General features: G+C 50.2%; 21 protein-coding genes. 11 read left to right on the forward strand and 10 right to left on the reverse strand.

Going from position 1 to position 22,783, the window contains the following annotated elements; all coding sequences use genetic code 11:
- Positions 1 to 4: 4 nt before the first annotated feature.
- The 7 genes from B5D61_RS17165 (at position 5) to B5D61_RS17200 (ending at position 9,129) form a co-directional block, all read left to right on the forward strand.
- Positions 5 to 3,172 (forward strand): efflux RND transporter permease subunit, encoded by a 3,168-nt coding sequence (locus B5D61_RS17165; RefSeq protein ID WP_245846556.1) that lies wholly within the window; start codon positions 5 to 7, stop codon positions 3,170 to 3,172.
- A gap of 78 nt (positions 3,173 to 3,250) precedes the next feature.
- The gene (locus B5D61_RS17170; RefSeq protein WP_078814661.1) at positions 3,251 to 3,709 is read left to right on the forward strand and encodes a hypothetical protein; all 459 of its coding nucleotides are present in this window, start codon (positions 3,251 to 3,253) and stop codon (positions 3,707 to 3,709) included.
- A gap of 81 nt (positions 3,710 to 3,790) precedes the next feature.
- Positions 3,791 to 4,132, forward strand: a complete 342-nt coding sequence (locus tag B5D61_RS17175; RefSeq protein ID WP_139373320.1) for a hypothetical protein — start codon at positions 3,791 to 3,793, stop codon at positions 4,130 to 4,132.
- Positions 4,129 to 4,665: a hypothetical protein gene (locus tag B5D61_RS17180; RefSeq protein ID WP_078814663.1), complete on the forward strand. Its 537-nt coding sequence runs from the start codon at positions 4,129 to 4,131 to the stop codon at positions 4,663 to 4,665. Before B5D61_RS17175 ends, B5D61_RS17180 begins: the two co-directional genes overlap by 4 nt.
- A gap of 577 nt (positions 4,666 to 5,242) precedes the next feature.
- On the forward strand, positions 5,243 to 7,186 hold the full coding sequence (locus B5D61_RS17190) for a heavy metal translocating P-type ATPase (RefSeq protein ID WP_078814665.1): 1,944 nt from the start codon (positions 5,243 to 5,245) through the stop codon (positions 7,184 to 7,186).
- Between the two features lie 14 nt (positions 7,187 to 7,200).
- A complete protein-coding gene (locus B5D61_RS17195; RefSeq protein ID WP_078814666.1) occupies positions 7,201 to 7,602 on the forward strand; it encodes a hypothetical protein in 402 nt (133 codons plus the stop codon).
- A 324-nt stretch (positions 7,603 to 7,926) separates the two neighbouring features.
- Positions 7,927 to 9,129, forward strand: a complete 1,203-nt coding sequence (locus tag B5D61_RS17200; protein ID WP_078814667.1) for a tyrosine-type recombinase/integrase — start codon at positions 7,927 to 7,929, stop codon at positions 9,127 to 9,129.
- A 260-nt stretch (positions 9,130 to 9,389) separates the two neighbouring features.
- Here the strand turns inward: B5D61_RS17200 and B5D61_RS25825 are convergent, their stop codons facing one another.
- The 3 genes from B5D61_RS25825 to B5D61_RS17210 form a co-directional block, all read right to left on the reverse strand.
- A complete protein-coding gene (locus B5D61_RS25825; RefSeq protein WP_139373321.1) occupies positions 9,390 to 10,253 on the reverse strand; it encodes a hypothetical protein in 864 nt (287 codons plus the stop codon).
- A 1-nt stretch (position 10,254) separates the two neighbouring features.
- Positions 10,255 to 11,868: an ATP-binding protein gene (locus tag B5D61_RS17205; protein ID WP_078814668.1), complete on the reverse strand. Its 1,614-nt coding sequence runs from the start codon at positions 11,866 to 11,868 to the stop codon at positions 10,255 to 10,257.
- 123 nt (positions 11,869 to 11,991) lie between these two features.
- A complete protein-coding gene (locus tag B5D61_RS17210) occupies positions 11,992 to 15,123 on the reverse strand; it encodes an SIR2 family protein (RefSeq protein ID WP_078814669.1) in 3,132 nt (1,043 codons plus the stop codon).
- 225 nt (positions 15,124 to 15,348) lie between these two features.
- Here B5D61_RS17210 and B5D61_RS27095 point away from each other — a divergent pair, with 225 nt between their 5' ends.
- Positions 15,349 to 15,543, forward strand: coding sequence for an AlpA family phage regulatory protein (locus B5D61_RS27095; protein WP_078814670.1), 195 nt, complete (start codon positions 15,349 to 15,351; stop codon positions 15,541 to 15,543).
- A gap of 8 nt (positions 15,544 to 15,551) precedes the next feature.
- On the opposite strand, the gene B5D61_RS17220 is transcribed toward B5D61_RS27095, so the two are convergent.
- Both B5D61_RS17220 and B5D61_RS17225 read right to left on the reverse strand, forming a co-directional pair.
- Complete coding sequence (locus B5D61_RS17220) at positions 15,552 to 16,151, reverse strand: hypothetical protein (RefSeq protein WP_176159494.1); 600 nt, start codon at positions 16,149 to 16,151, stop codon at positions 15,552 to 15,554.
- Between the two features lie 68 nt (positions 16,152 to 16,219).
- On the reverse strand, positions 16,220 to 17,746 hold the full coding sequence (locus B5D61_RS17225; RefSeq protein WP_078814672.1) for a type IV secretory system conjugative DNA transfer family protein: 1,527 nt from the start codon (positions 17,744 to 17,746) through the stop codon (positions 16,220 to 16,222).
- 527 nt (positions 17,747 to 18,273) lie between these two features.
- Between B5D61_RS17225 and B5D61_RS17230 the strand changes: the two genes are divergently transcribed.
- Positions 18,274 to 18,972: a hypothetical protein gene (locus B5D61_RS17230; protein WP_078814673.1), complete on the forward strand. Its 699-nt coding sequence runs from the start codon at positions 18,274 to 18,276 to the stop codon at positions 18,970 to 18,972.
- Between the two features lie 10 nt (positions 18,973 to 18,982).
- Complete coding sequence (locus B5D61_RS17235; RefSeq protein ID WP_078814674.1) at positions 18,983 to 19,510, forward strand: hypothetical protein; 528 nt, start codon at positions 18,983 to 18,985, stop codon at positions 19,508 to 19,510.
- Here B5D61_RS17235 and B5D61_RS25830 read toward each other — a convergent pair.
- Positions 19,468 to 19,896: a hypothetical protein gene (locus tag B5D61_RS25830; protein ID WP_139373323.1), complete on the reverse strand. Its 429-nt coding sequence runs from the start codon at positions 19,894 to 19,896 to the stop codon at positions 19,468 to 19,470. The two genes, B5D61_RS17235 and B5D61_RS25830, sit on opposite strands and share 43 nt — an antisense overlap.
- Positions 19,897 to 20,327: 431 nt before the next feature.
- Here B5D61_RS25830 and B5D61_RS26400 point away from each other — a divergent pair, with 431 nt between their 5' ends.
- The gene (locus tag B5D61_RS26400; RefSeq protein ID WP_176159495.1) at positions 20,328 to 20,483 is read left to right on the forward strand and encodes a hypothetical protein; all 156 of its coding nucleotides are present in this window, start codon (positions 20,328 to 20,330) and stop codon (positions 20,481 to 20,483) included.
- A gap of 353 nt (positions 20,484 to 20,836) precedes the next feature.
- On the opposite strand, the gene B5D61_RS17245 is transcribed toward B5D61_RS26400, so the two are convergent.
- The 4 genes from B5D61_RS17245 to B5D61_RS17260 all read right to left on the reverse strand — a co-directional run bounded on the left by B5D61_RS17245 (position 20,837) and on the right by B5D61_RS17260 (position 22,439).
- Positions 20,837 to 21,136: a hypothetical protein gene (locus B5D61_RS17245; protein ID WP_078814676.1), complete on the reverse strand. Its 300-nt coding sequence runs from the start codon at positions 21,134 to 21,136 to the stop codon at positions 20,837 to 20,839.
- A gap of 67 nt (positions 21,137 to 21,203) precedes the next feature.
- Entirely contained in the window at positions 21,204 to 21,956 is a 753-nt protein-coding gene (locus B5D61_RS17250; protein WP_078814677.1) for a class I SAM-dependent methyltransferase, read from the reverse strand.
- Positions 21,947 to 22,186, reverse strand: a complete 240-nt coding sequence (locus B5D61_RS17255; RefSeq protein WP_078814678.1) for a hypothetical protein — start codon at positions 22,184 to 22,186, stop codon at positions 21,947 to 21,949. Before B5D61_RS17255 ends, B5D61_RS17250 begins: the two co-directional genes overlap by 10 nt.
- A 55-nt stretch (positions 22,187 to 22,241) precedes the next feature.
- Positions 22,242 to 22,439, reverse strand: a complete 198-nt coding sequence (locus tag B5D61_RS17260) for a hypothetical protein (protein WP_078814679.1) — start codon at positions 22,437 to 22,439, stop codon at positions 22,242 to 22,244.
- Between the last annotated feature and the right edge of the window lie 344 nt (positions 22,440 to 22,783).

The raw sequence follows: 22,783 nt of genomic DNA on the forward strand, positions 1-22,783 counted from the left end.
TAAAATGATCCAATGGGCGCTGCATAACCGCGCCTTCATCATCGGTGCCTCGCTCATCCTGATGATTATGGGTCTGAAGACCGCCACTGAACTGCCAGTGGAAGTGCTTCCAGACCTTACCAAGCCTACAGTCATCGTCTTAACAGAGTCTCCAGGGCTCGCACCTGAAGAAGTGGAAATGCGTGTGACACAGCCGATCGAAAGCGCTCTGATGGGTGTGGCAGGTTTGACTCGCCTACGCTCTAACTCTGACGTGTCTCTTTCTCTGGTCTATGCCGAGTTCGGATGGGACACAGACATCTACAGAGCGCGTATGCTGGTGCAGGAACGACTGCAAGGGGCGCGAGGCAGTCTGCCTGAAGGCGCAGAACCTTTCATGACGCCTGTAGCGTCACTGATGGGAGAGATTCTTCTGGTCGGTGTCCGTAGTACGATCAAAGAGGGAGAGGAGGGATACATCCCACCGCGTGAAGTCAGATCCCTTGCAGACTGGACTGTCAAAAGACGATTACAGAGCGTGTCCGGCATCGCCGAGATCCTGAACATGGGCGGAGGTGTTAAACAGATCGAGATCCAACCCGATCCCTTCAAGATGCTGGCCAACGAGGTGACCTATGACGAACTAGAGAAAGCCGTCACGGAAGCAGCTAACACCACGACAGGAGGCTTCATCAACAGCGGTCCAACCGAAATCATGGTTCGCAATTTGGCCATGACGGTTGAGCTGAATGACATCGCGAAGACGATTATCAAGAAGGTGAATGACAGACCAATCGCTATTAGTGACGTCGCCAAAGTCGAATGGGGTGTAGAACCCATGCGTGGTGATGCCACCGTGAGCCAGTCTCCAGAAAAATCTCCAACTTATGGAGTGATCATGAGTGTGACCAAGGCCCCCGGCTTTGATACGCGCAAACTCACAGAAGAAATCAAGACTGCGCTGACTGAGTTGAAATCTACTTTCCCTCCAGGTGTGGAAACGACACTTCTTTTCCAGCAGAAAGACTTCATTGATAATGCCATTGGCAATCTCAACAATGCCATCATTGAGGGCGCAGTGATGGTGACTGTGGTGCTGTTCCTTTTCCTCCTGAACTTCCGTACCACCTTTATCACATTGATGGCGATGCCATTGTCCTTCGGGATTACCATGCTGGTATTCCTGTGGCTAGGAATCAGTGTGAACAGCATGACTCTTGGTGGTCTGGCTGTGGCCATCGGGATGGTCGTTGACGATGCGATTGTCGATGTGGAGAACGTCTTCCGAAGGCTGCGTGAGAATGCGGAGACTGAGCAGCCCAAACCGCGACTTCAGGTTATCGCTCAGGCCTCTGGTGAAGTTCGAAACTCGATCCTTTATGCCACAGTCCTGATCATTCTGGTATTCATGCCATTGCTTGGTTTGAGCGGGGTGGAAGGCAAGCTGTTTGCACCTATTGCCATTGCTACGATCATTTCCATGATCGCTTCCTTTGTCGTGTCTCTGACGGCAATTCCGGTGCTGTGCTCCCTGCTGTTGAGGCCCAAGGAAGGCCATGAACACAATGACGGTCTGATCACCCGTCTGATGAAGGGTCTCTTGAGAAAGACTTTGCTCCGCCTTGCTCTCAGCCAGCCTGCGCTGGTGCTGGCAGTAGCTGCTGCCTTGCTGGTGGCGTCGTTCTCCCTGTATCCCCTAATGAACAAAGACTTCCTGCCGAAGTTCCAGGAGGAAACTGCTCTGGTCGCCGCAACTGCCGCTCCTGGCACCTCTCTGGAGGAGATGAACAAGATCTCTGATGTCCTTGAGCAGCAGATTCTCAGCGTGCCCGAAGTGCGCAAGGTAGGGCGTCGTCTGGGACGTGCAGAGAGAGGGGACCACGTCGTTCCGGTAAGCACGGCTGAGTTTGATGTGGATTTTCGTAATCCAGAAGAAGAGGCGAACGGCAATGCGGGCGAAAGTCGAACTCGCAAAGAAGTCCTGGCAGACCTCAATGCAAAAATCAAAAGCGTTCCGGGGGTGTTTGCTGTTATCAGCGGCCCTCTCTCAGACCGCATCGGTCACATGATGAGCGGCGTGGCAGCGCCAGTCGCAGTTAAAGTATTCGGACCAGACCTTGAAAAGCTGCGGGAGATCGGAGTTGAGATCCAAAAAATTTCCAAAGCCATCCCAGGCTTCGAGGACACCAAATTGGACCAGACTTCCAGTATTCCCCAGCTCCGCATTGAAGCAGACCGGGACCGTGCCAAGGCTTATGGTATTGCCCCTGGCAGGCTTAATGAAATGCTTTCCGCACTCATTGGCGGAAAAGAGCTCGCGGAGCTGCGTGAAGGGCAACGTGCGGTGAACTTGGTGCTCCGCCTGCCTTTGGAATGGCGCGACTCTCCTGACAAGATAGCCACCCTGCCCATTGAGACGGAAGAAGGACAGCGTATACCATTGGACCAGATTGCGGACGTAAGAGAGGCTAAAGGGCCTAACGTCATCTTCAGGGAAGCCAGTCAGCGCCGCTTTGCCCTGGCCATTAAACCTACCGTGCCGGACGTAACCAACCTGGTAGAACGCCTTCGGAAGGAAGTGACGGAGAAGGTCAAGCTACCTGAGGGATACTTCATCACCTTTGAAGGGGAGTTTCAGGCGCAGAAAGAGGCGACTCAACGAATCGCTTTGTTCTCTGCGGTGGTGTTCCTAGCCGTGTTCTTGATGCTTTACGGCTACTTCCGTAGCGCATCGCTTGCGCTTCAGGTTTTGGTAAACATCCCGCTTGCCTTGATGGGGGGGCTTGCCTTTACCTATCTCAAGCTGAATAACATCAGCATCGCCACATTGGTTGGCTTCATTGCCGTCGGTGGCGTGGCTGCCAGAAACGGCATCATGATGATCAGCCATTATCTGCATCTCATGAGGCATGAGGGTGAAGGGTTCACACGCCAGATGATTGAGCGTGGAACCTTAGAGCGTCTTGTTCCCGTCCTTATGACGGCCCTCGCGGCTGGAATCGGCCTGATTCCTCTCGTTCTGGCAGCTGATGAGCCTGGCAAAGAGATCCTGCATCCGGTGGCGGTCGTCATAGTAGGCGGCCTCGTCTCTTCCACCTTTCTCGATATGGCCGTCACCCCAGCCATGTTCTGGCTCCTGGGGCGCAAGGCCGCGCGGCAGGCAATCGAACAAGATGCCGCCGCATCCCATTAACCCAATTTCCGTTGTGGTTAGGCTTCGCCTTCGCAACGGCAAAACACACTAACACAAACCAACGAACCCAAGCATACCATGAAATCCAAACTCTTCACCGCCCTCTTGACTTTGGCTTTGGCCTTCTCAGTCAATGCAGCCGACAAGCACGATCACAAAAACGAGGCCAAGGCTGGTCCTAATGGCGGCAAGCTCATCACCGAAGTCGAGCCACATGTCGAATTCTTCGTCAATGCCGACAAGAAAATCGAAATCCGTTTTGTGGATGACGACAACAAGGTGGTAGCACCAGCCGAGCAGGTCATTGCCGTCACCTTGGGCGACCGCAGCGCCCCCACCAAGCTAGCGTTCACCAAAGACGGTGACAAGCTGGTCAGTGACAAGACCATCCCCGAAGGCTCGGACATTCCAACTGTGGTTCAGATCCGAGCCAAAGAAGGAGCCAAGGCTGTCACTGAGAAATTCAACCTCAACCTTGCCCAGTGTCCTACCTGCAAAAACAAGGAGTATGCCTGCACTTGTGCCCACGGTGAATAAGCCAGAGCTGATCTAATCCCACACCTGCCAGCAGCGTCGTCCATCTTTTAGACGGCGCTGTTGGCAAGGACTCTAACTACCATGAATGCCCGCATCAAAATCCTTATTGCAGCGGTATCCACCCTTTTTCTAGGACCATCTGTAGCGAATGCCAAGAGACCTTCAGGTACACCGATGAACGGAGTAGTCCAGAGTGTGGACCACTCAACTCGCCAGATCGTCTTTCTTCAGGATGACGGTTCTCAGCACCGCTTCAGCTACCCCCGGTGGGCAACGATGACCTATCGCAACACCGAGGTTTCACCTGCTGCTATCAAGGCTGGTATGCGCCTCCGACTCAACCTTCGTCACCCGCTTTTCGGTGACGAATTCGCGACCCGCATCCTCTGCATTTCAGAAGACCGACAGCCCCAAAACCCATGATTCATTTGATTACCTGCACATCCAAACCTTTGCGTCTCATGGCCAAGATCGTCTTCCTGCTCTGTATCACAGCGGGTACAGGACTGGCGGATAACACTGTGAAGCTTCAAGTCGCAGCAAAAAGCGACCACGACGATCCCAAAGACACAACTGTCCCCACGGAAGTCCAAAAGCGCTGGCTGGAGATTTCCGCTAACGCTTTTCATCTAGAAAAGCCCTCCGCAGTTCGCCTGGAATGGACACTCTTTGGTGACAGCCTGGATGCCGATAAAGTAGTAAAGCAGGATAGCGGCGAAACGGTGTTTGATATGAAGCAGGGTGCCGTTGTGGATACTCGGACCAAACAGGTCACCTTCACTTTTTCACGCCGTCATTCAGTGCCGGAAGGAAGTGGCAAGCGTCATCGTTACAAAGTCGTGGAAGCGACAGGAGTGCGTTACCACGGCTGGAGTGTTCGGGCCTACATTGATGGCAAAATCGCCGGTGAAACTTACAGTTCACCTAACCTGAAAAAACATCTGAATAATCCATGAGTACTCAGCGGGCTCTCAGACAAAGCCCCTCTTCTGGAGCCCGCTTCTTCTGCACCCTCCAACAACCTCTCAATGACGCTCACGACCTCCAAAATCCATGTGGAATCCAGGGGTGCTAATGTGCCCCCCCTGACCCGATCCATGTCCGCGACTATTACTACGGCGACCGTCAGAACGGCAATGGTGACTGAGTGTGCGGTAACCATAAACTGGATGCCCATGACGATCATATCCAGTGATCGCACGCTCACGATACACAGCGGAACCGCAGAATCGGCAGGAATGAGAAACGCTGCGAGCGGCAGAGTGATGATTGTCTCGGGCCTGAGACATAGTTGGAGTCAGGACTGTAAAAGCAGTCGTGACAGCAATCAGGAAAAACAATTTTTTCATAATCAGGAATTTAAGTTTTGAAGGTCTTAGCGGCTGCAATGAACAGCACAGTCATGAGACGAAAGCCCGCTTCCGTTATTCAGAGTGACCGAACATTTTCATTCGAGTGCATGGAGCTTCGAATCGGCTTCTCACTCTTTTCCCTGAAACGATAGCAAGCATCGTTTCACATAAGCCTAACAATATGAACAACAACGAACAGGATCATGATCACGAAAAAGAATCCGGCTCTTGTGAGCACGGTCACGACAACACTTCGCTGCCACGCAACGCCCTTGTTATCATATCCGGGCTCGCTCTCGGCGTGGGCATGCTGGTAAACAATCCTCAGGCGAAAGACATCTTCTTTGCTGTTTCCTCTATCTCTGGAGGCTTGTTAGTGATCCCTGCGGCTTGGTCTGCGATTACCAAGAGACGCCTGGATATGAATGTCCTCATGACTGTCGCCGTCACAGGGGCATGGCTTATCGGTGAAGGTAATGAAGCTGCGGCGGTCGTCTTTTTGTTTGCCTTGTCTGAACTACTGGAGTCTTGGAGCGTCGGCAGGGCACGGCGTGCCATCGCCTCTCTGCTCAAGCTCGCCCCTGAGACCGCTCTAGTTCGTGATGCGGATGGAGACTATGAAGAAGTTCCGGTTTCTGAAGTGACCGTGGGTTCAGAAATCAGTATCCGTAGCGGAGCCCGCATTCCACTAGACGGCAAGGTCTCCAGCGGAAATTCGAGCGTCAACCAGGCTCCTATTACGGGTGAATCCATCCCCGTGGAGAAAGCAGCAGGTGACCCGGTTTTTGCAGGGACTATCAATGGTGAAGGTTCTTTGGTCGTCGAGGTAACCAAGGGGGCAAGCGATTCCAAACTGGCCCGCATCATCAAACTGGTGGAAGAAGCTGAATCTCAGAAAGCGCCAACTCAGCGCTTCGTGGATAAGTTTGCCAGTATTTACACACCTGTGGTGTTTGTTGTTGCCATCTTGGTCGCCATCCTGCCCCCACTTCTTTCGGGGGCTGTCTGGTCTGAGTGGACCTATCGGGCTCTTGTTCTCTTAGTCATTGCCTGTCCATGTGCCCTCGTTATTGCCACCCCTGTTTCCATCGTTTCTGGACTTACCGCTCTCGCTCGAAACGGCGTCTTAATCAAAGGTGGAGCTTATCTTGAGGCTGTTGGCAAACTCCGAGCTTTGGCCGTGGATAAAACCGGCACGATCACTCAGGGAAAACCTCAAGTTAGTGAAGTCATCACGATGACCTGGCTTGCAGAAGAAGAGATTCTTCGACGCGCTGCATCTATCGATGCACATTCCACACACCCGCTTGCAAAGGCCGTCGTGGATACGGCTAAAAAACAGGAGATCGAATGGCAAACTTCATCAGACTATAAATCGATCACGGGTCGTGGTGCTACGGCTAAAATTGATGGGCATCCTTATTTTATTGGGAATCACAAGCTAGCTCATGAATATGGGGTTTGCTCACCTGAGGTTGAATCCAAATTGGCTGAAGTGGAAGCCAGAGGGGAATCTGTGGCAATTGTCGGTCATCTTCCGCACAACTCCAACTCATGCCCTGGTGAAATTTTGGGAATCATTGGCATTGGCGATTCTCTTCGCTCTGAGGCGAAAGAAGCTCTCCGACTTCTTCATGACGCCGGAATCCAAAAGGTGGTTATGCTCAGTGGTGATAATCAAAGAACGGTGGATGCTATTGCTAAAAAAGCGGGGATAGATGAGGCGCTTGGGGACCTCATGCCGGAGCAAAAGATTGAGCATTTGCGTCGTCTGATGGATGAACACCGGTTTGTTGGCATGATCGGCGATGGAGTTAATGATGCTCCGGCCTTGGCCCTCGCCAGTGTTGGTATTGCAATGGGCGCTATTGGTAGCGATACTGCTATCGAAACCGCCGATATGGCGCTTATGCAGGATGATCTAACCAAGGTTGCTCAAGCAATCATTTTGGGCCGGAGGACATTACGAATCATTCAATTCAACGTCACTTTTGCATTAGCGGTTAAAGCCGTGTTTTTAATTCTTGCCTTTACGGGCCATACCAGCCTTTGGCTCGCCATTCTTGCAGACACTGGAGCTACGCTTCTTGTTATTCTCAACGCGTTACGACTGCTGCGGCACTGATAATTTCTGCGGCTATGAAGAAAAAACGTCCATTTAAATCTGGAGCCGACCCTAAGGTGGAGACCAAGAGTTTTGCATTTACATGGCGGGAGAGGTTGCTGATCGTCGGCTTGATCCTGGCTGGCTTTGTCGTGCCCGCCTACTGGATGCATTCCAGATATATCAGTCTGCAAGCAAAATCTATCCAGAAGACCGTGCAGGAATGGCAACATCTCTACAATCTCAACGAGATCCAGGTGAAGTATATTCAGGATATCGAACTTCAGTTTCACGGTAGTGGTAGCCCATTCTCAGGCCGTCCCTATCGAACACCCTCAGACATTGATCTTCATTATCAAGAGATCGCCGAGCTCATGACAGCAGAGAATGGGCAACGGTTTATGCAAGCGATGTCCGGAAATAACGGACATCATTAATGCTGTTTGTGTAGCAACGTTAATAGAACAGAATAAATTGCTAACGCAAAGCCCAGAGAGCTTCTCAACAGGTGGGGGTGTTTTTGGGGGTGCTAGGCAAAAACCAAAGCTATATTAGCTTTTATATTCTGTTTGTTAGGCGGAATCTTCGAGCCCTGCTCGCGGAGCCATTTACCCCATTTCACCGAGTCCCACGAGACTTGAAATTTCCCCTCAAACCCGCTATATTAGCTAAAGACAGCATCTCAGTCTGCCTTGGCAAGTCTTACCCAAGCCGGACCATTCTGGGGGTGTTGATGGGGGTGTCAACAGTGGTGAGGGACAATGGCATTAACGGAAAAAGAAATTCAGGCGGCACAGCCGCGAAGCAAAGCCTATAAATTGTACGATGGAAATGGTTTGCTGCTTCGGATAAAGCCGAACGGATCAAAGATTTGGGAATTCAAGTATAGAGCGTTCAAGGATGGCAAGAAAGTTGAGAAGATGCTTTCTCTGGGCGTTTGGGGTGAGGTCAGCCTAAAAGAAGCAAGAGCAAAAAGCGCGGAGGCCAAGAAGGTCGTTGCTGAGAGTAAAGACCCCGGCGCTTTAAAAAAGCAGCAAAAAATTTTAGCCAGAGTCAACTCAGACAACTCCTTCGAAGCGGTCGCCCGTGACTGGCACAAACTCAATATTGCCAAATGGACTCCACGGCATGCCGTGAAGTTGCTGAGAAGGCTAGAACTTCATATCTTCCCATGGATTGGAACCAAGCCAGTAGCAGACATTACCGCTCTTGAAGTTGTCGATCTACTTCGCCGACTGGAGAAGGATGAGAAGACCGAGACTACTCACAAGCTGTTGCAGGATTGCAGAGCAGTTTTCCAACATGCCTTTCTCCATCAGAAGATTCAGTTCAACCCGCTCAGTGATATGCGCGGATTGTTGAAGCCACATTTGACCACAAACCATCCCACATTATCCGCCAATCAAATTCCAGACTTTTTGATCAGATTAGAAGCGGTTCAGACAACTCAACTGAACAGAATTGCGGTCAAGCTCTTGATGCACACGTTTGTTCGGCAGGGGGAGCTGCGCAAAGCAAAGTGGGCTAGCGTGGATTGGAAACAAGCAGAATGGCGTATCCCGCCTGAGAACATGAAAATGAAGCAAGAGCACGTTGTTCCGCTTTCAACTCAGGCGCTTGGAATACTCAGCGATCTGCAAAAGGTTTCAGGTGATAGCCTTTATCTATTCCCGTCACAAAATCGCCAGAAAAATCCTTTCATGAGCGAGAACACAATCAACAAGGTCATTCATGAGATGGGATACAAGGGCCAACTAGTGGGCCATGGCTTTCGGGCGATGGCATCAACGATCCTGAATGAGAATGGCTTCGCTCCTGATGTCATTGAAAGGCAGTTGGCACACGCGCCCCGCAACAAAGTTCGGGCTGCATACAACCGCGCTCAATACCTCGAAGAACGAAGAAAGCTGATGCAATGGTGGAGCGACTACCTAGAGCGGGCCTGGAGAAAGGGCGCGGCCTAGAGCTTCAGGTAACCTGAGAATACTGTTGTAATAATTAACGATAGCGTCAGGGCGTTTAGTCGGAGATGGCCTCCACATTGCAGCTGCAAACTGGCTTTGACCTTGTGTGTTGCTGCGCCCCATATACTCGATACCCCTTATGATATCCCATAGTGATGTGCGTTATTTTGGATTCTTGTGGCCTTTAAGAGACATAGCATAACACTGCAAAGACGGTACCGAATATGAAGTAGCTTATGGCGGAAAGTAAAAAATTTCGACTAAATTAGATAAAAGTTTCCGTTGCAAAACCATTGGCTTTGAGATGCACCTCTATACATGGCACCTGTCCAGGAATTCGTAAATGCTTTCTCCCAGCTAATTGCCGCCTCGAGTAAATGTGCAGTAACTGCTGACGCTCCATGTCCATCATATAACTTTTTTAGTTCATGACGAATACCACTGAGTTCGTTTGCTGCATTATTGCCATAGTGAAACTTTAGGTTGAAAGCTTCCATATGAGCCTCTAATCGTTGCCCATATAATGGAGGCCAATGTGCAGGTGGATTAATGTAGTATTCAAATGTTGGTGGGGTCGTTTGAATCACTCTTGCGCACAACCACGTTTCAGATTCGAAGAACGAATCAAAGTAAGGATGCAGCGTTTGCTGATCTTGTGTAGCAGCTGTATCGGCCCGTTTCTCCATCTGACATGGCCAGCAAGAAGGGACTAGGTTATTTGGGGTGACCGATAGTACAGTATGTGCTGACTTAGGTAGGTAATGATCAAGGGTCCCAACCGATCCATTGTCACACAATGGACAGCGTCCCAACTTGGGAGCTGCGAGAATCTTATCATAGATCCTACGAGCTGGGTGCTTAATTTTTGAAAGGCGTTCAGAATAAATTGATTTCAATTCTTTTCCTGTAACATTTCCAACTTGGTCAGAGCGTGGTGTCGCATATAAATTTGCCGCATTGCCAGCAATATTATATAAATTCGCAGCATTAACTATATCAGGACGGATTGCCTCTAACCTTTGTACCAGATCTGCATCAGATATAGAACTAATGCAAAGATCAAAAACATCACCAGCCGCATATTGGTTTCCAGTTTCGTCAGTTGGTATAGGGAGTGATTTCATATTACTGACCTTGCAAATCAAGATAAATGGATCGTAAGATTACTCGAGCTTCGGTACCCAACTGATTGTTGAGGCCGGCTATGGCCTGATCATATGAAGGATATTTTGATGCGATATCCTTGAGAATTTGCATGTAACCAGACTGCTTGACATCTAAACCGAAAACTTCTCGTGTCAGGCTGCCGACGTTTTCTCCAAAGGTTTCTATGCCTGGTTTCTCAGCTCGCATTTCATGCCTCACTCGCCTTAAAACCCACACACAGCTCCTTGGCACTTCTTGCAACACAACAGGAGAGTGGGTGGCCACTATAGCGACACCATTTCTATCCACCAAGAGTTCAGACAGAGCCCGAACAAAAGCGGACAGCAAAGGCGGATGGAGGTAGGACTCAGGTTCATCCATCAATACTAGAGTCTGTTCTTCCACGGTTTGCACTAACCGTGTAAGAGTCAAAAGAATGATCTTGTGGCCTGAACTCAAAAGGTCAAATATCTTTAATACTCTCTCGCGGGTGTCTTCCGACGAAAGGTTCGTATCTATTAAATTTGTTATTCCTGCTGTATTGGCAACGAGATCATATTCAAGATGCTTCATTGCATTTTTCCAACGAGTCAGTTTACTGCCTACTTGGCATTCTTTCAGGCTGCGCACAAATTCGTCGGCAAGTTCATCATTTGTTTTAGGTGCTCCTAACGGAGATGGCTGTAGCGGATTTGTTGTGGTGCCATGTTGGGTGTCTTGACGTAATCCCACATAGGAATAACTTATCCTACTTTGATCCAATTCATCTCGTGAAACTAGATCCGATGAATCGAAGGCACTAAAAGATACCAAAACAACATTAGAAAAACGCCCAACTTCTCTCGACAATGAAGGGCCCATCACGGTGTGATCCCATGTGAACTCACCAAACTGTTCTCTTTCCGCTTCAGTCCCTAAAACAGCTTTTGTCATATTAGACAATAAGCGTGTTTTACCAACTCCATTTCGGCCTATGATAACCTGGACATTCGTCGGTGGAACTGAATCAGGTATCACCGAAAAGCTCAGTGAATCGCTGGTTCCTTCTACATCTAGAGGTGGGGCGTACGAAAAATGGTAAGGCGTAAGATTTACCCCACCATGAGCAATTCTGCGATATTGACCTTCCACCATCGTTGTGGATACAGATCGGAGAAGAGATTCTCCCATAACATCTTCATGTTTGGCCCACTCGAAACGTGCAGCATCGAATGCTACGTCTCGCAAGTTGCCTAAAACCCATTTTCGAACATCGGGGCCCAACTCTCTGAGATTTGCATAATATTCATTTTCTTGTCCTAGGGAAAAGAACTGCTCGTCAAGAGCATGAAAAGCTTCAGGTATGTCGGGTCTACGATAGCCTGGTTGAAGGTCGGCCCCGCCTCCAGATGGCAATAATCCTCTCTGGCCAATTTTAAGGTTTCCAATGCTATGTTTGGTGCCTGCTGGATCTACCAGAGTAAGGTAAAACTGAGTGCAATATTTTCCCCAGTCATCCCATCGGTCTTTGTTCAAGTAAGCTAACCAGCTCCCTGTGATCGATGGTACGCTTTCATTCTGTCTGATTACACGAAATGGAGGCGGGTTTGGCATAGGTGAAAAATATTGGTTGTGAAGATATGTACGAGCTTATTTCTTCATCAGATCTGATGGCACAATAATCTGTTGTAGTAAATATATTGCAACGTAATTTGCGCGGTTGATATTATATGGATCTTATATCAGATGTCGATAATCATATGAGCTCGAGGGCATTCCCGAAAGATAGTCTCCGTACCGCGCTATTGAGTTTGCTGAATCGATGGTGGAAGGAAGACGTGAATAATAATCAAAAGAATTCCAGTTCATTTTTGTTAATCCAAGTATTTCAGTAGCGACTTGTGTAACATCAGAATGACCTCGGTAGCGTCTGATAAGGAGAGGCGCTGGGATTCTTCGTTTGCCTTGGTAATACTTGAACCTCGGGTTCTGGGTGTTTGGCGTCACTCCATGCACCCATAGGAGTGCAGTGTTTTTATCGAGTGAAACCAACGCGCCGCGTGGAATTGGAAAAGTATCAATCTGTAATTGCCCATTATTAACTTTCGATGCCAAATATCGAATGGACTCTGAGACACAGATTTCAATAAGTTCCACGTTCGCAACGCCTTCTAACCCCTGCAATAGCCCCTGCTGTTCCTCTTCCGTGAATTGCGTACGCTTGTGTATCACCACGCGTGACGGGAGTTTCATTTTCGCATCATAGAACAGCTGCCGGATGGTTTCTCCCATTCTTCTTGAATCATCTAAAGACATGAATGGATTGCCCTTTCGGAAAACTGGGTTTTCAATCCTCCCGAGGCGAAATTGCAGGCCTTCACCGCGAGCATTGTAGAGATGGCTACAGCCTAGGAGAATGTGGTTTCCAAGTGATGCTGCTGAATCTACACTATATCCAAGCCCCACGAATGCAGTTTCATCATCAAGGCAATCGAGCCGCCATGGTGTTCGTTGCGCCTTGGCGTATAAAGCGAGCGACAGCCACCATCGGGTCCGGCAAGCTTGGCTCCCTAAAGTAGTTTTTTCTCTGATGAATTGCGTGCTCTGACCGTGTCGGGCTGCATAGGCTTTGACGAAGTTGTGTAGATCAAATCTTTCGCCGTCTGAGTCTATTCTTTCGTATGGTTCCCATCTGAACGGAACAAATATGGCGACAACGGCGGCAGGCCTCAGCGACCTGATAACGTCAAGCGAACGGCAGATTCTTTGTGCCAAATCTTTGGCTGCATTAATGGGCTCTCCAATCAGGTTGTCATCAAGCCCAAGCCAAAGCTCGTCTCCTGGTACAGGCGACTTCAGCGGCAATGCGAATGCAGATGTGAACCCAGGAAAGTCTCTCAGATAGTCAGACTCTTTGCTGTCGGCTTTTGATGTCTCATGGAATTGATTGAGAAACCGTCGGAGCTTATGGGCATCGCTTTGAGGGCAGATTGCACCCATTTCCACTTCTGGGCATAGTGCTGAAGAGGTCAGCTTGTAGTCCCATGGTTTGTTCAGAACAAGACCTCTCAATGGATTGCTATCCTTGACTTCAGACTTGCCATTGGAAGATGTAAAAACAAGTGGAGCATCTGGTATGATCCAACCCTTTTGGTGAGCAAAGCGAAGGACTTCTCGGGGAAGCGGTGCTTGGCCTGCCTGGATTAGCCCTGCGCAGGATGGTGATGCAGGAATTTTAAAGTAAGCGCCGGATGGATCTAGAATTTCTTTGCCGCAAATCTTGGCGGTCCAATTTTTGATCTCAGTATCAAAGACGGCGTTGTACTGACTGGCGTATACTTTTGATCTGACAATTTTTGTTATGTCTTTCTCGGCTAGCTCCCCAGATGGTGTAAACACCATGATCTCAGGCATGAGTGTAACAAATAGCTTTCCACCCACTGGTTCTATCCTCAACGCCAGTGCTTTGTGTAGGTTATAATTGATACCGTTAAAGAAGTGGGTGTCATAACTGACCGGTTCCCAGATCCTCCTGCTCATATCTGACTTTAACCTCAGCTTATTAGCCAAGTTTGTAACTAACGCACGTCGGTATAACGATAGTATTCTGCCGTCATTCAATACATCGGCCTGAGAAACGGCAGTAGCGACGGGACTGTTTACTAATTCTGAACCAAATGCTTCCATTAGCGTCTGGCCATCAGCTAATGCCAAGACGCCGCCATCAACTGAAACAATAGTTCCGGGTCTAGCCCCCCATTTGTCATTCAGCCAATGCCGGGGCTTAATTCCTGGTGGGATTGTAAGGGTGCCCTTTAGGGCAGTGTGCGGGATAATCAGCGGGTAAGCATTACTTTTTATCAGAGAAGTTGGTGTCTGCTCCGGGCTCAAGAATGGCGCGGGGCCAGAGATGCCAGAGCTGAAGTCGCTCATCATTTGTTGGACTTCCTTCAGGGAGCTGCTGTCCATCAATCTGAGGGCAAATCTGGAGATCACATCGTCAAAGCCTTCAGTGGGGACGTAAAACGCTTCGCGTCCTGCGCTTCCGGCTTTATTCAACAACTGCTCAACTTCGGAAGGAATGGAACTGCCAAAGCCGCACCAAAAAAGTCGGCAATCTCCGGCTTTTGAATAAGTCTCTTCCAGGAGGCTCATGACAGAAGCGTCTCGTCCGCTGTAGCCAAGTACGATAAGATCGTAATCCTGTAATTCGTGGAGAAACTCATCGCGCAACAGGCCTTCCTGCTCCTGCAACTCCGAGGCGGTGTTTTTGAGTTTATCGTATCGATAGTCGCCATGTAGTGAGACCACTCTTAGCTCCCCGGCTTTTGCAGGCCTGTTAGCACGGAAAGCGGTATCGATGCCGACCTCAATGCAGGTCACATCGAATTTAGCTGCTGCGTTACAAGCTAGACCATCAAAATTGGTCGTCCAGATTGTTTGAATGACCCCAATTTTTGCCAGTTTGGCAATGAGTCGGTACCCAATGTGCGGTTGGGCTTTGGAGACATAAGACTGAAAGAACGCTCTCCTGTCCTGGCTGGTAGGATAGCACTTTGCCGCGTAAAAAGAATATTCTTCCGGGTCGTCCAAAGGTGGATACTCAGCCCGTTGATCGAGCCATTGCTGAATCCTTTGTCGAGTGCCAGGAAGGGACAGCTCGCTCACCGATTCTCTCAAGAGAGGGTTGTTCGTAATGAATATATCCTGTTTCCATTCCCAGATACATCTCTGTCCCGATGGCATACCGGAAGATATTGATGCACCGGCCCCGAGAAAGAGACAAATAGGACGGTCGCGGTTGACTGCAACGGATCTAACCAGCTCATCAATTTGAAGAATTTTCGTAATTTCTTTCAGCGGCATCATCCAGCATTACCAGCCTTGAAATTCTATGTCAAATGACTGATCAGTATGTCCCACAATGCCTGGAAGATGTTGGGATTATTCGGATTATTCGGATTATTAATGTGATTTTTATCGGTCTGAGAATGCCCAGTCACAGCCAATCTGAGCTCTTAATTTAACAACCAGTGGTTGTGGTGGTATGATGTCTTCAAGCGCATACAGTGTGCGTGACTTGGAGATAAGAAAATGTGGAAGAAAGAAACATTGCCTAGTGAGGGCTTTGTGAGGTTGCCGTTAATTTTAAAACTGATTCCAGTGGGGCGTTCGACTTGGTGGGCCGGAGTCAAAAGCGGACGGTTTCCTAAGGGTATCAAGCTTGGCAAAAACACGACTGCCTGGAGGGCGGAAGACATCAGACGGTTGATGGAGAGTTTTCAATGATGCGCCATTCACCATACTCGTTGCCGTTTAACTTTGGCTTTGCGGATGGGAGCGGGGAGGTCGGCTTGCGATGTGTTGCCAGAGCCAAATCCTTCTTCGGCATCGTTCATTGCGTCGCGGTAGCGTTTGCGTTGACGAATCTGCAGCCAGTAGTTGATCCCTTCTTTGAGGAACATGGCAAAGGCTGTGTAAATCAGCCATGATGAGAGGTTGTTCACTGCCTGACCGCCCAAACGCAGTATCAGGGCCGCTGAGAGAACGAGGGCGGGTTCAACCACCATCACCACCAAGTTGCGAAGCTCAGATGTCGTTTCCGTTTTTAACCAACTCAGAAGGCGGAGAATGTGCGGGGTGCCGGAATCATTGTCATGCGTGGCGGTGTCGCGTACTTCGGTCACGTAAACGCTGATGAGATGAAACATGTAAAGGGTGGCAGAGGTGCAGCCAAACAAGCATAACCCTTTGTTGGTTCGCCAGACGGCTGGCTCGTTCCAGGCATAAATGCTAAAAAGAATAAATGCCCACGAGCCAGCCAGAAAAATGCTTTTGGGTCGAAGAAACGCATATCCAAAGCTGCTTCGAAGGAACACAAGGACGGTCATGGACATGCAGTGCAGAATCGCGCTGAGCAGTGGGATGCGCTGCTGAGCATGAGTTTGTTCGACCTGCCTGTCTTTCATCCGTAGATCTGGTTGAAGCTGTGACGGATGTAGTTTTGGGCGACTGGCTTTTTGCTGTTTGAGCCGAGCCATCGCCTGCCTCCCTGGAAGATGATTGAGTCTACCAGAAAGCCTGATTCCCGTCCCCCTGTACGAAGGGTGGTGAATTCCTGCGGTTGGACAAGGTATTCAAAAACCTGGCTGCCGCTGGCGCTCTGGTTGAGATTGCCCGGTTGACCTTTGCCATTCACGGCTTCCGAAAGTCCGCCTGACAGGCGTATTTGTTTGGTTCTTCCAAGCGTGTTTGCTGCCCAGTTGTTGGTCGTGGAATCACCGTTCGCATGGAAGATCTTGGTCTGGAGGTTTCCGAGGAAGGCGTCAACTTCGGAACGGGCATTGTGACCACTGAAGGCGGCATGGTAGCTGGGCAGGTTTTGGGTCAAGTAAACCGTGCAGGCGCGGGAACTTCGCGCCGTGCTCTGGAACATAGCATCATAGGAGCTGGCAAAAAATTGGGATTCGTCCGCCCATAAGAACACCGGGCGGATGGTTTGCTCGGCTTTCTCCCTTGAGGTTCCTGGCGGGATGCGCCGTTCAACGGCCCTTTGCCAGACAAACTTGAAGAGCACTTGGGCAAACTGGCCCAGCTCGTTGTATTCTTTCACAGGCAGGTTCAGGATGATGATCTTGCCGCTAAAACTATCTTCCGGGCTGAAGTTCAGATCGGTGCAGAAGAGCTTGCGGAGCATCCCGCGCAAGAAACAATCCGCCATACTGGTAAAGCTGGAAACAATCACCGAGCGGGTTTCGGGAGCGAGCGCGGGAAATTCCAGCAGCCAATAGTTCCGGGTAAGTTCCCAATCGGTTTCCTTGCCTGCGTCTATGGCAGGCTGACGGGCATGTTCGATGAGGGTATGGCAGACAGAGGTGCTTTGCCATTTTCCATCATCTGCTTCGGTGGGAGATCGAGGAGCGGAAGTGATGATACGATAGAGGCCGGGGAGATCCACGTCATTGGTAGCGAGAACCGCCAGATCAATGGCACTGCGCAGGAGTTGTTTTAGAGTGCGCTGCCAGTAGCTATCTTGAGCACCTGAACCTCCCTGGCGTTTTTCCGCGGATTCCATCACCGCGCAGAAGAGATTGACCAGATTCTCGGTGTGGCCTGCGCCAACTCCAGGGCGTTGCAACTCGTAGCGCAGGAAGTTGAACCGATGGGCGGAGTTTTCCTCCACAATCAGCAGGTCGGGTTCGCGGCCAGTCTCTTTAGCATAGGTTTTCCAATTCAAGACCTCATCCGGTTTGGCCGTCAACACCAGCCCACCCAGATTGGCTTCGAGCATTGCCCTGGCGACAGCGTGCCCGCTTCCGGAGGATTTGCCTGACCCGGTGCCGCCAAAAATCTGCAAGCCTTCAAATGCATCTCCCAGGCTCCAGTAATTCTCAGCGAGACGTTTGGGACCAAAAGCCAGAAGTTCCTCATCGTTGTCCGGCCAATCCTTGACGGTAGTCGTCTCGCGCGATTCTGGGGATGGGCCATTCATACAGGGTTATGCGGAAGCCGAACGTCCAATACGAAACATGCATTAAACGATCAACAAAATTTCTACGCATCCTTAACCTACAGACAAAATTAACGCTTGTTCGCATCCCATAAAATCTAACACCTGATGTTAATTTTTCACGGTCTTGGCGGAAAGTGGAACGGCAGCACCAGCGGAGCGGGATGCGGCTGGGATTTGCCCCCCTTAGCTGTGCTAAGGAGAGATGTCTGAAAGAAAAACTTCAACTTTAATATGTTCATGTGAACTCGTTAATTACGGACGGGCGGTAACGGCATTTTAGGATCAGACGCGGAGTGGTATCATGGTCACAAGTGCATAAAATTGAGACCTCGATAGTTCACGGCAAAAAGCCTCTCGCTTGACCAAGATGACACGGTGCTCTTACGAACACCTATGCGGGATGTGCAAATATTGTGATGCTTAAGTAAGTGAAATGGTCTAGTTTTGCAAAATACCTGCTACCGGTTGATCAGGTATCCTTCACGAAACCTTTTTCTTACGCTCCCATGGACTCCCTTGAAATGACGGCGGTCGTTCTGACAACGATTACAGCATTTGCACAGCTGGTGGTGACATTCTCAGCGCAAAAAACTGCGAAAAGGGGCAATCAGCCAAACGCAGCGATGGTTACCTCGCTTGTCGCCCGGGTCAAAACCCTGTTGAAAATTGCAACATTTTCGATGCTCGTGAATTTGGCGGCTTGTGTAGTTCTTATTTATCAAGCACATGAGTCAGAGAGGGCTAAAGAAGCAGCCGACCTTACGCTGAAAAAAGTTCAGACGGAGCTAAAGGAGGCGGAAGGTAAGCTAAAGCGCTCGTCGGAGGATGTGGTTCAGCGGGTCGTTAAAAAACTCAAGGCAGATTTTCACCGCTGCCTTTTGACTTGTGAGGAAGAGATCACAAAGGACAAGATGTGGGCTCCGAACTCAGGTGCGAAAAAGGAGGCAATTTTAGGGCAAGTCGAAAATATCCGCGCGAATATGGAGACCTCTTTAGATCGCTGCGAGGCAGACACTTTCGCGTTAATCTCGGTCTTTCCCGAAGGAGAACCGGAATTTCAACCGCTTCAAGAACTCCAGCGAGCAGCACGACAAGACATTGTTCAGGAAATGCAGGAGGCGACGATTGGCGAACAATCCCTAGATCAGCTGCGCACTCAGATCCTTAATCGCATTGCGTCAGCTCGGAAACAGCTTGTAAAATAGTCCGTATATCATGAAGTATAAAGACATGTTCGACCTAGGAAAAAAATCAAACTTATGCAAGTTTACTGCCTTTGCGCTGTGGCTTTCTTCAACGCCTGCTTTCAGTGTTGATGGGCATGCTTTGAATTCGTCGAGTCTTCGGATTTTCGACAAGGGGCTACGGCAGGCCTGTGCGCAGTTCGACAGCGCGATTGCCCGATACAGATCTGCTGCTTTTCATGGGGAAAATGAACTTCTAGAAGTTGTTAAAGGTTCACAGAGCGTTTTTGTCCAGAGCGTCTGTTTCAGGCAATCATACGGTGACGAAGCTTGGTCTCGCGCAAGAGGGGTGGTGGACAGCTTGTATGAGGAATGTAGCAAAGTTGTCCAAAGCACAGAGTTTCAAGGTGTAGGGAAAGAGATTGTTGAGAATTGCGAGCAAATGATCAACACCCACATGAAAGGGCTTCAGGTGCAGCATGTCATTCTGAACCTGACCGCAAGCGCCCCGAGCGTTTATCGGGTGCGTGAAGAGCCTGTTCTAAGTGCGTCGCGGTAACGCTTCACTGTTTCCAGGGAGTCCGCAGAAGCTTGTTTGTTTTCTAGACTCCGGAGAGAAGATTCGAGCAATTCTTCCACGATTTCCCCCCCGCGTTCTTGCCATCCTCGAGTGCCGTAAGCTTGTTTGTAACGGGAAGCCTGCATGTAAAGGGATTGGCTTCTTAAAACAGCTTCTTGTTCAAAGCTTATATTCCCTTGTTTTGTGGAAATCAGCTCAAGGAGCGAAAGACTGGCGTTACGAAGTGGCCGGTCGAAGATTTCGAGCTGAATGCGTTGAGCTGTGGCGGGAGATGGTTCAACTGCCGTGGTGAATTGCGCATAAGAAACGGCCAGTGGTGCAATGACCATGGCCCTGAAGCCAGCTATTTTCTTTGTGTATTCCATAATAATTATAATAGTTCATAAATTTTTAATTTTGTCAATATTTCTGGTATTCATAACCATTGGTATGGCTAACAGCCGATTTTTCGGGGTGGCAAGCGAGAGAGTGGTGGTTCTCGAAGCCTCATATGGGGATACGTCTCGCAACAGGAGACACCAAAATCTCATAGTTGGAAGGACTCTTGGCATTTGGGGGATCATTCGGAGAATGGGGCACGTAACATTGCTACTGAGAGTCGGAAGGAGTGTTGTGAAGAGAATCTGTAAGAGTCACCAGTCTCACAGGTTGATCGATATCACTCCAGAGGCTGTATGCCTTGCTCATTGCTGCGCGGTCATTGCCCTTTTAACCGGGATCATGCAATAGGAACGCAAGAGATGAGTTGTAGCGTTTGATTGAGCAGGGGATTGACGCATGTGCAAAATTCACCCTAATGGTGAATCTGCCCATTGAGTATTCCGACAAGCCGGTGACGCCTTTTGGTGGCATGGCCTTGATGAAACGCTTCATCGACCAGACCGGCATTCGTGAGCATTGGCCACCTTGGACCTCCCGGAAGGGGGCTCCAACCGCGCTTATGATCCGGTGAACATCATCGAGAGCTTCTGGCTCGGGATCTGGAGCAATGGAATGGCTGAAGCGGGACTGTTAATCGTCAAAATGTGGTGAGGAGGAACGCTACCGAAACTCGAACCGTTCAATTCTAAAGGCACGCCTCGGGCAGCAAGGAAGAAGCGCAGCGAATGACTATTGCCTGAGCGTCTGGTTAGAGGGGGTGGTGGTCAAGCTGGCCATTGAACGCAGTGGAGCGATGCCGGAGGAGGTTAAGTGGGCGAGGCATCTGGCAAAGCAGCGGTCATAGGCGGGCTTGAAATGGACGGCAGGCGCAGAGCCCACGGGTGGGCCGGGCGGGCACTTTTCTTTTGACTAGGATTTCAGTCGTTAGAGCAGGCAGCCCTGCCGCTGGCTGGTAAGGTAAGTCTGCCACTCAGGTGAATGGGCGGCTGTGTCCAGGATGATGCGGACGGCTTCCACTGGGCCGCCAGCCTCGGCTACCGTTCCGGCAGGGAGATAATGGGAGAGGTAGCCTGTTTCGGAGATGGGCAGCGGGGTCTTGAAGGGACAGACCGACCGAATTCCAAGATGGTCGAAGATGTACAGGTTGGGAGTGTAAGCGATCTCAATGTCGATTGCCAGATGGCCTGAAATCCATGTGAAGTGATAGCGCTGTGCTGGTCTCATAGTTTGTTCCTATTGAGGTTTGATAAACCTCCCAGGCCAGTGCGTGGGCCTGGGAGGCGCCTGCTCGTCAGTTGCCAGCTTTCTCAAAGACCATACAGACATCGTGGAGTCCGGGAATGAAGCTGCTTCTATACACCTTGCGGCTGCTGGATGCTCCATGGCTGAACCTTATGATGTCGGTGCAGCATTGCCGGAGTCCTGCCTCGAAGGCGAGGCGCTTGGTGTAGTAGGTGAGGCTCACAAAACCCTCGGCACGGTCATTATAGTCACCCATAAGGATGGCAAATTTCCCGCCATCGGTCAGCAGGGCGGCGCAGTTCTTGATGAACCTGCCATAGGATTCCAGGAATTCAGCCAGACTGTCTGTGCGAGACATGTCGCCGGGCATCATGGTGTAGAGCTTTTGTCTCCAGTAGGGTGGATGGGCCCAGATGAAGTCGAAGCGCTTGGAATTCAGTGATTCAAAACTGGCTGGGTTGGAGGCATCAAAACCTTCGCGGATGTCTTTGGATAGACATGGGATTTCCAGTTCCCGGCAGACATCGGCACAAGTGCCACTGCCAGTCATGGGATCAAACACGTTCCGGGGTTGGAAATAGAGCAGCAGATCTCTGATGATGTTACCTCCGCAGTTACCTGGGTAGCTGCGCTTTCCGTAGTAACCGGGCCTGCTGAAGTGATAGAGGCTGGTCAGGTGAGGGACCGGACTGGCATTGATGGGAGCCAGTGGCAGTAGAGCGGATTGCTTTCGCGAACGGACTTCTGAATTGATTGGGGGAACAGATTTCCAAGTTGATTCATAAAAGGGGTTTATTCGCATGTGCCCTCCACAGGTTTGAATCGATGCAATGCCAATGTGGCTCGATAGAGAGCAGCGACCTGTTCGAGCATATCTTCCAATGGGATGATGGTTCCGATAGCAGCGTTTTGTTGGTTCCGGTCGATGTAGCCGGATGCTTCTGAAGCCTGTTTAGCGGCAGTGATCAGTATTTGATGCAGAGCCTTGAGGCTTGCCCGAATACCGTCGTGGATAGTCGTATCATGTTTCATATAGATTCCTTTTTGTTAGGGTTAGTGGCGGGCCATGAAGACCCGCCGAACTTTGTTAGTCGTTTTCAGATGGCATCCGTAGGGTGATGCGTCCGTCCAGCGGGGCGACATGGAGCTGGATGTTGAAGCCTTTGCCGTCGTTATGCGCCCAGGCGCTTCCAACTCGGGTCCAGATGGCTTCTTTTCCTTCTCTTTCGAGGACATGGAAAGCGTGATGGGTTGGACGTTTGGATGATTTATTGATGTCAGACATGAAGAGTCTCCTTTGATTGTTAATGGCCTGCGCCAGTCGCGGCCTGATGGCACGGCGCCCAAAGGCTCCACAGCCGGAGTGAAGCGCTCACGTCACAGCTGAAAATTGGGGGTGACCTTCAGGGGGAGCCGATTTTCTGCTTTACGGGACCGGCGGAGCCTTTAGCCAGCCAGAGTTCAGGCAGCGTTGAGCAGGCTCAACGGGATTCAAAGAGAGTTCATGAATGTTCGTCAAATCATTCAGTCCATGCTGTTAGTCCATGTTTCGCTGAGGGGGTAGAGGCTTTGGCCATGAGGGGTCCGGGGGGAGGCAACCCATTGAGACTTCATGGGATTCGGATGGAT

The organism is Prosthecobacter debontii (assembly GCF_900167535.1).
Lineage (GTDB): Bacteria > Verrucomicrobiota > Verrucomicrobiia > Verrucomicrobiales > Verrucomicrobiaceae > Prosthecobacter > Prosthecobacter debontii.

Bases quoted from the DNA above. Each gene is read 5' to 3' on its own strand.
- B5D61_RS17230 (WP_078814673.1), top strand. From the start codon at position 18,274: ATGGACTCCCTTGAAATGACGGCGGTCGTTCTGACAACGATTACAGCA.
- B5D61_RS17205 (WP_078814668.1), bottom strand. From the start codon at position 11,868: ATGCCAAACCCGCCTCCATTTCGTGTAATCAGACAGAATGAAAGCGTA.
- B5D61_RS17245 (WP_078814676.1), bottom strand. From the start codon at position 21,136: ATGAGACCAGCACAGCGCTATCACTTCACATGGATTTCAGGCCATCTG.
- B5D61_RS25830 (WP_139373323.1), bottom strand. From the start codon at position 19,896: ATGGAATACACAAAGAAAATAGCTGGCTTCAGGGCCATGGTCATTGCA.
- B5D61_RS17250 (WP_078814677.1), bottom strand. From the start codon at position 21,956: ATGCGAATAAACCCCTTTTATGAATCAACTTGGAAATCTGTTCCCCCA.
- B5D61_RS17255 (WP_078814678.1), bottom strand. From the start codon at position 22,186: ATGAAACATGATACGACTATCCACGACGGTATTCGGGCAAGCCTCAAG.
- B5D61_RS26400 (WP_176159495.1), top strand. From the start codon at position 20,328: ATGGTGAATCTGCCCATTGAGTATTCCGACAAGCCGGTGACGCCTTTT.
- B5D61_RS17165 (WP_245846556.1), top strand. From the start codon at position 5: ATGATCCAATGGGCGCTGCATAACCGCGCCTTCATCATCGGTGCCTCG.
- B5D61_RS17235 (WP_078814674.1), top strand. From the start codon at position 18,983: ATGAAGTATAAAGACATGTTCGACCTAGGAAAAAAATCAAACTTATGC.
- B5D61_RS17175 (WP_139373320.1), top strand. From the start codon at position 3,791: ATGAATGCCCGCATCAAAATCCTTATTGCAGCGGTATCCACCCTTTTT.
- B5D61_RS17180 (WP_078814663.1), top strand. From the start codon at position 4,129: ATGATTCATTTGATTACCTGCACATCCAAACCTTTGCGTCTCATGGCC.
- B5D61_RS17260 (WP_078814679.1), bottom strand. From the start codon at position 22,439: ATGTCTGACATCAATAAATCATCCAAACGTCCAACCCATCACGCTTTC.
- B5D61_RS17170 (WP_078814661.1), top strand. From the start codon at position 3,251: ATGAAATCCAAACTCTTCACCGCCCTCTTGACTTTGGCTTTGGCCTTC.
- B5D61_RS17220 (WP_176159494.1), bottom strand. From the start codon at position 16,151: ATGTCCATGACCGTCCTTGTGTTCCTTCGAAGCAGCTTTGGATATGCG.
- B5D61_RS17225 (WP_078814672.1), bottom strand. From the start codon at position 17,746: ATGAATGGCCCATCCCCAGAATCGCGCGAGACGACTACCGTCAAGGAT.
- B5D61_RS17190 (WP_078814665.1), top strand. From the start codon at position 5,243: ATGAACAACAACGAACAGGATCATGATCACGAAAAAGAATCCGGCTCT.
- B5D61_RS17210 (WP_078814669.1), bottom strand. From the start codon at position 15,123: ATGATGCCGCTGAAAGAAATTACGAAAATTCTTCAAATTGATGAGCTG.
- B5D61_RS17200 (WP_078814667.1), top strand. From the start codon at position 7,927: ATGGCATTAACGGAAAAAGAAATTCAGGCGGCACAGCCGCGAAGCAAA.
- B5D61_RS27095 (WP_078814670.1), top strand. From the start codon at position 15,349: ATGTGGAAGAAAGAAACATTGCCTAGTGAGGGCTTTGTGAGGTTGCCG.
- B5D61_RS25825 (WP_139373321.1), bottom strand. From the start codon at position 10,253: ATGAAATCACTCCCTATACCAACTGACGAAACTGGAAACCAATATGCG.
- B5D61_RS17195 (WP_078814666.1), top strand. From the start codon at position 7,201: ATGAAGAAAAAACGTCCATTTAAATCTGGAGCCGACCCTAAGGTGGAG.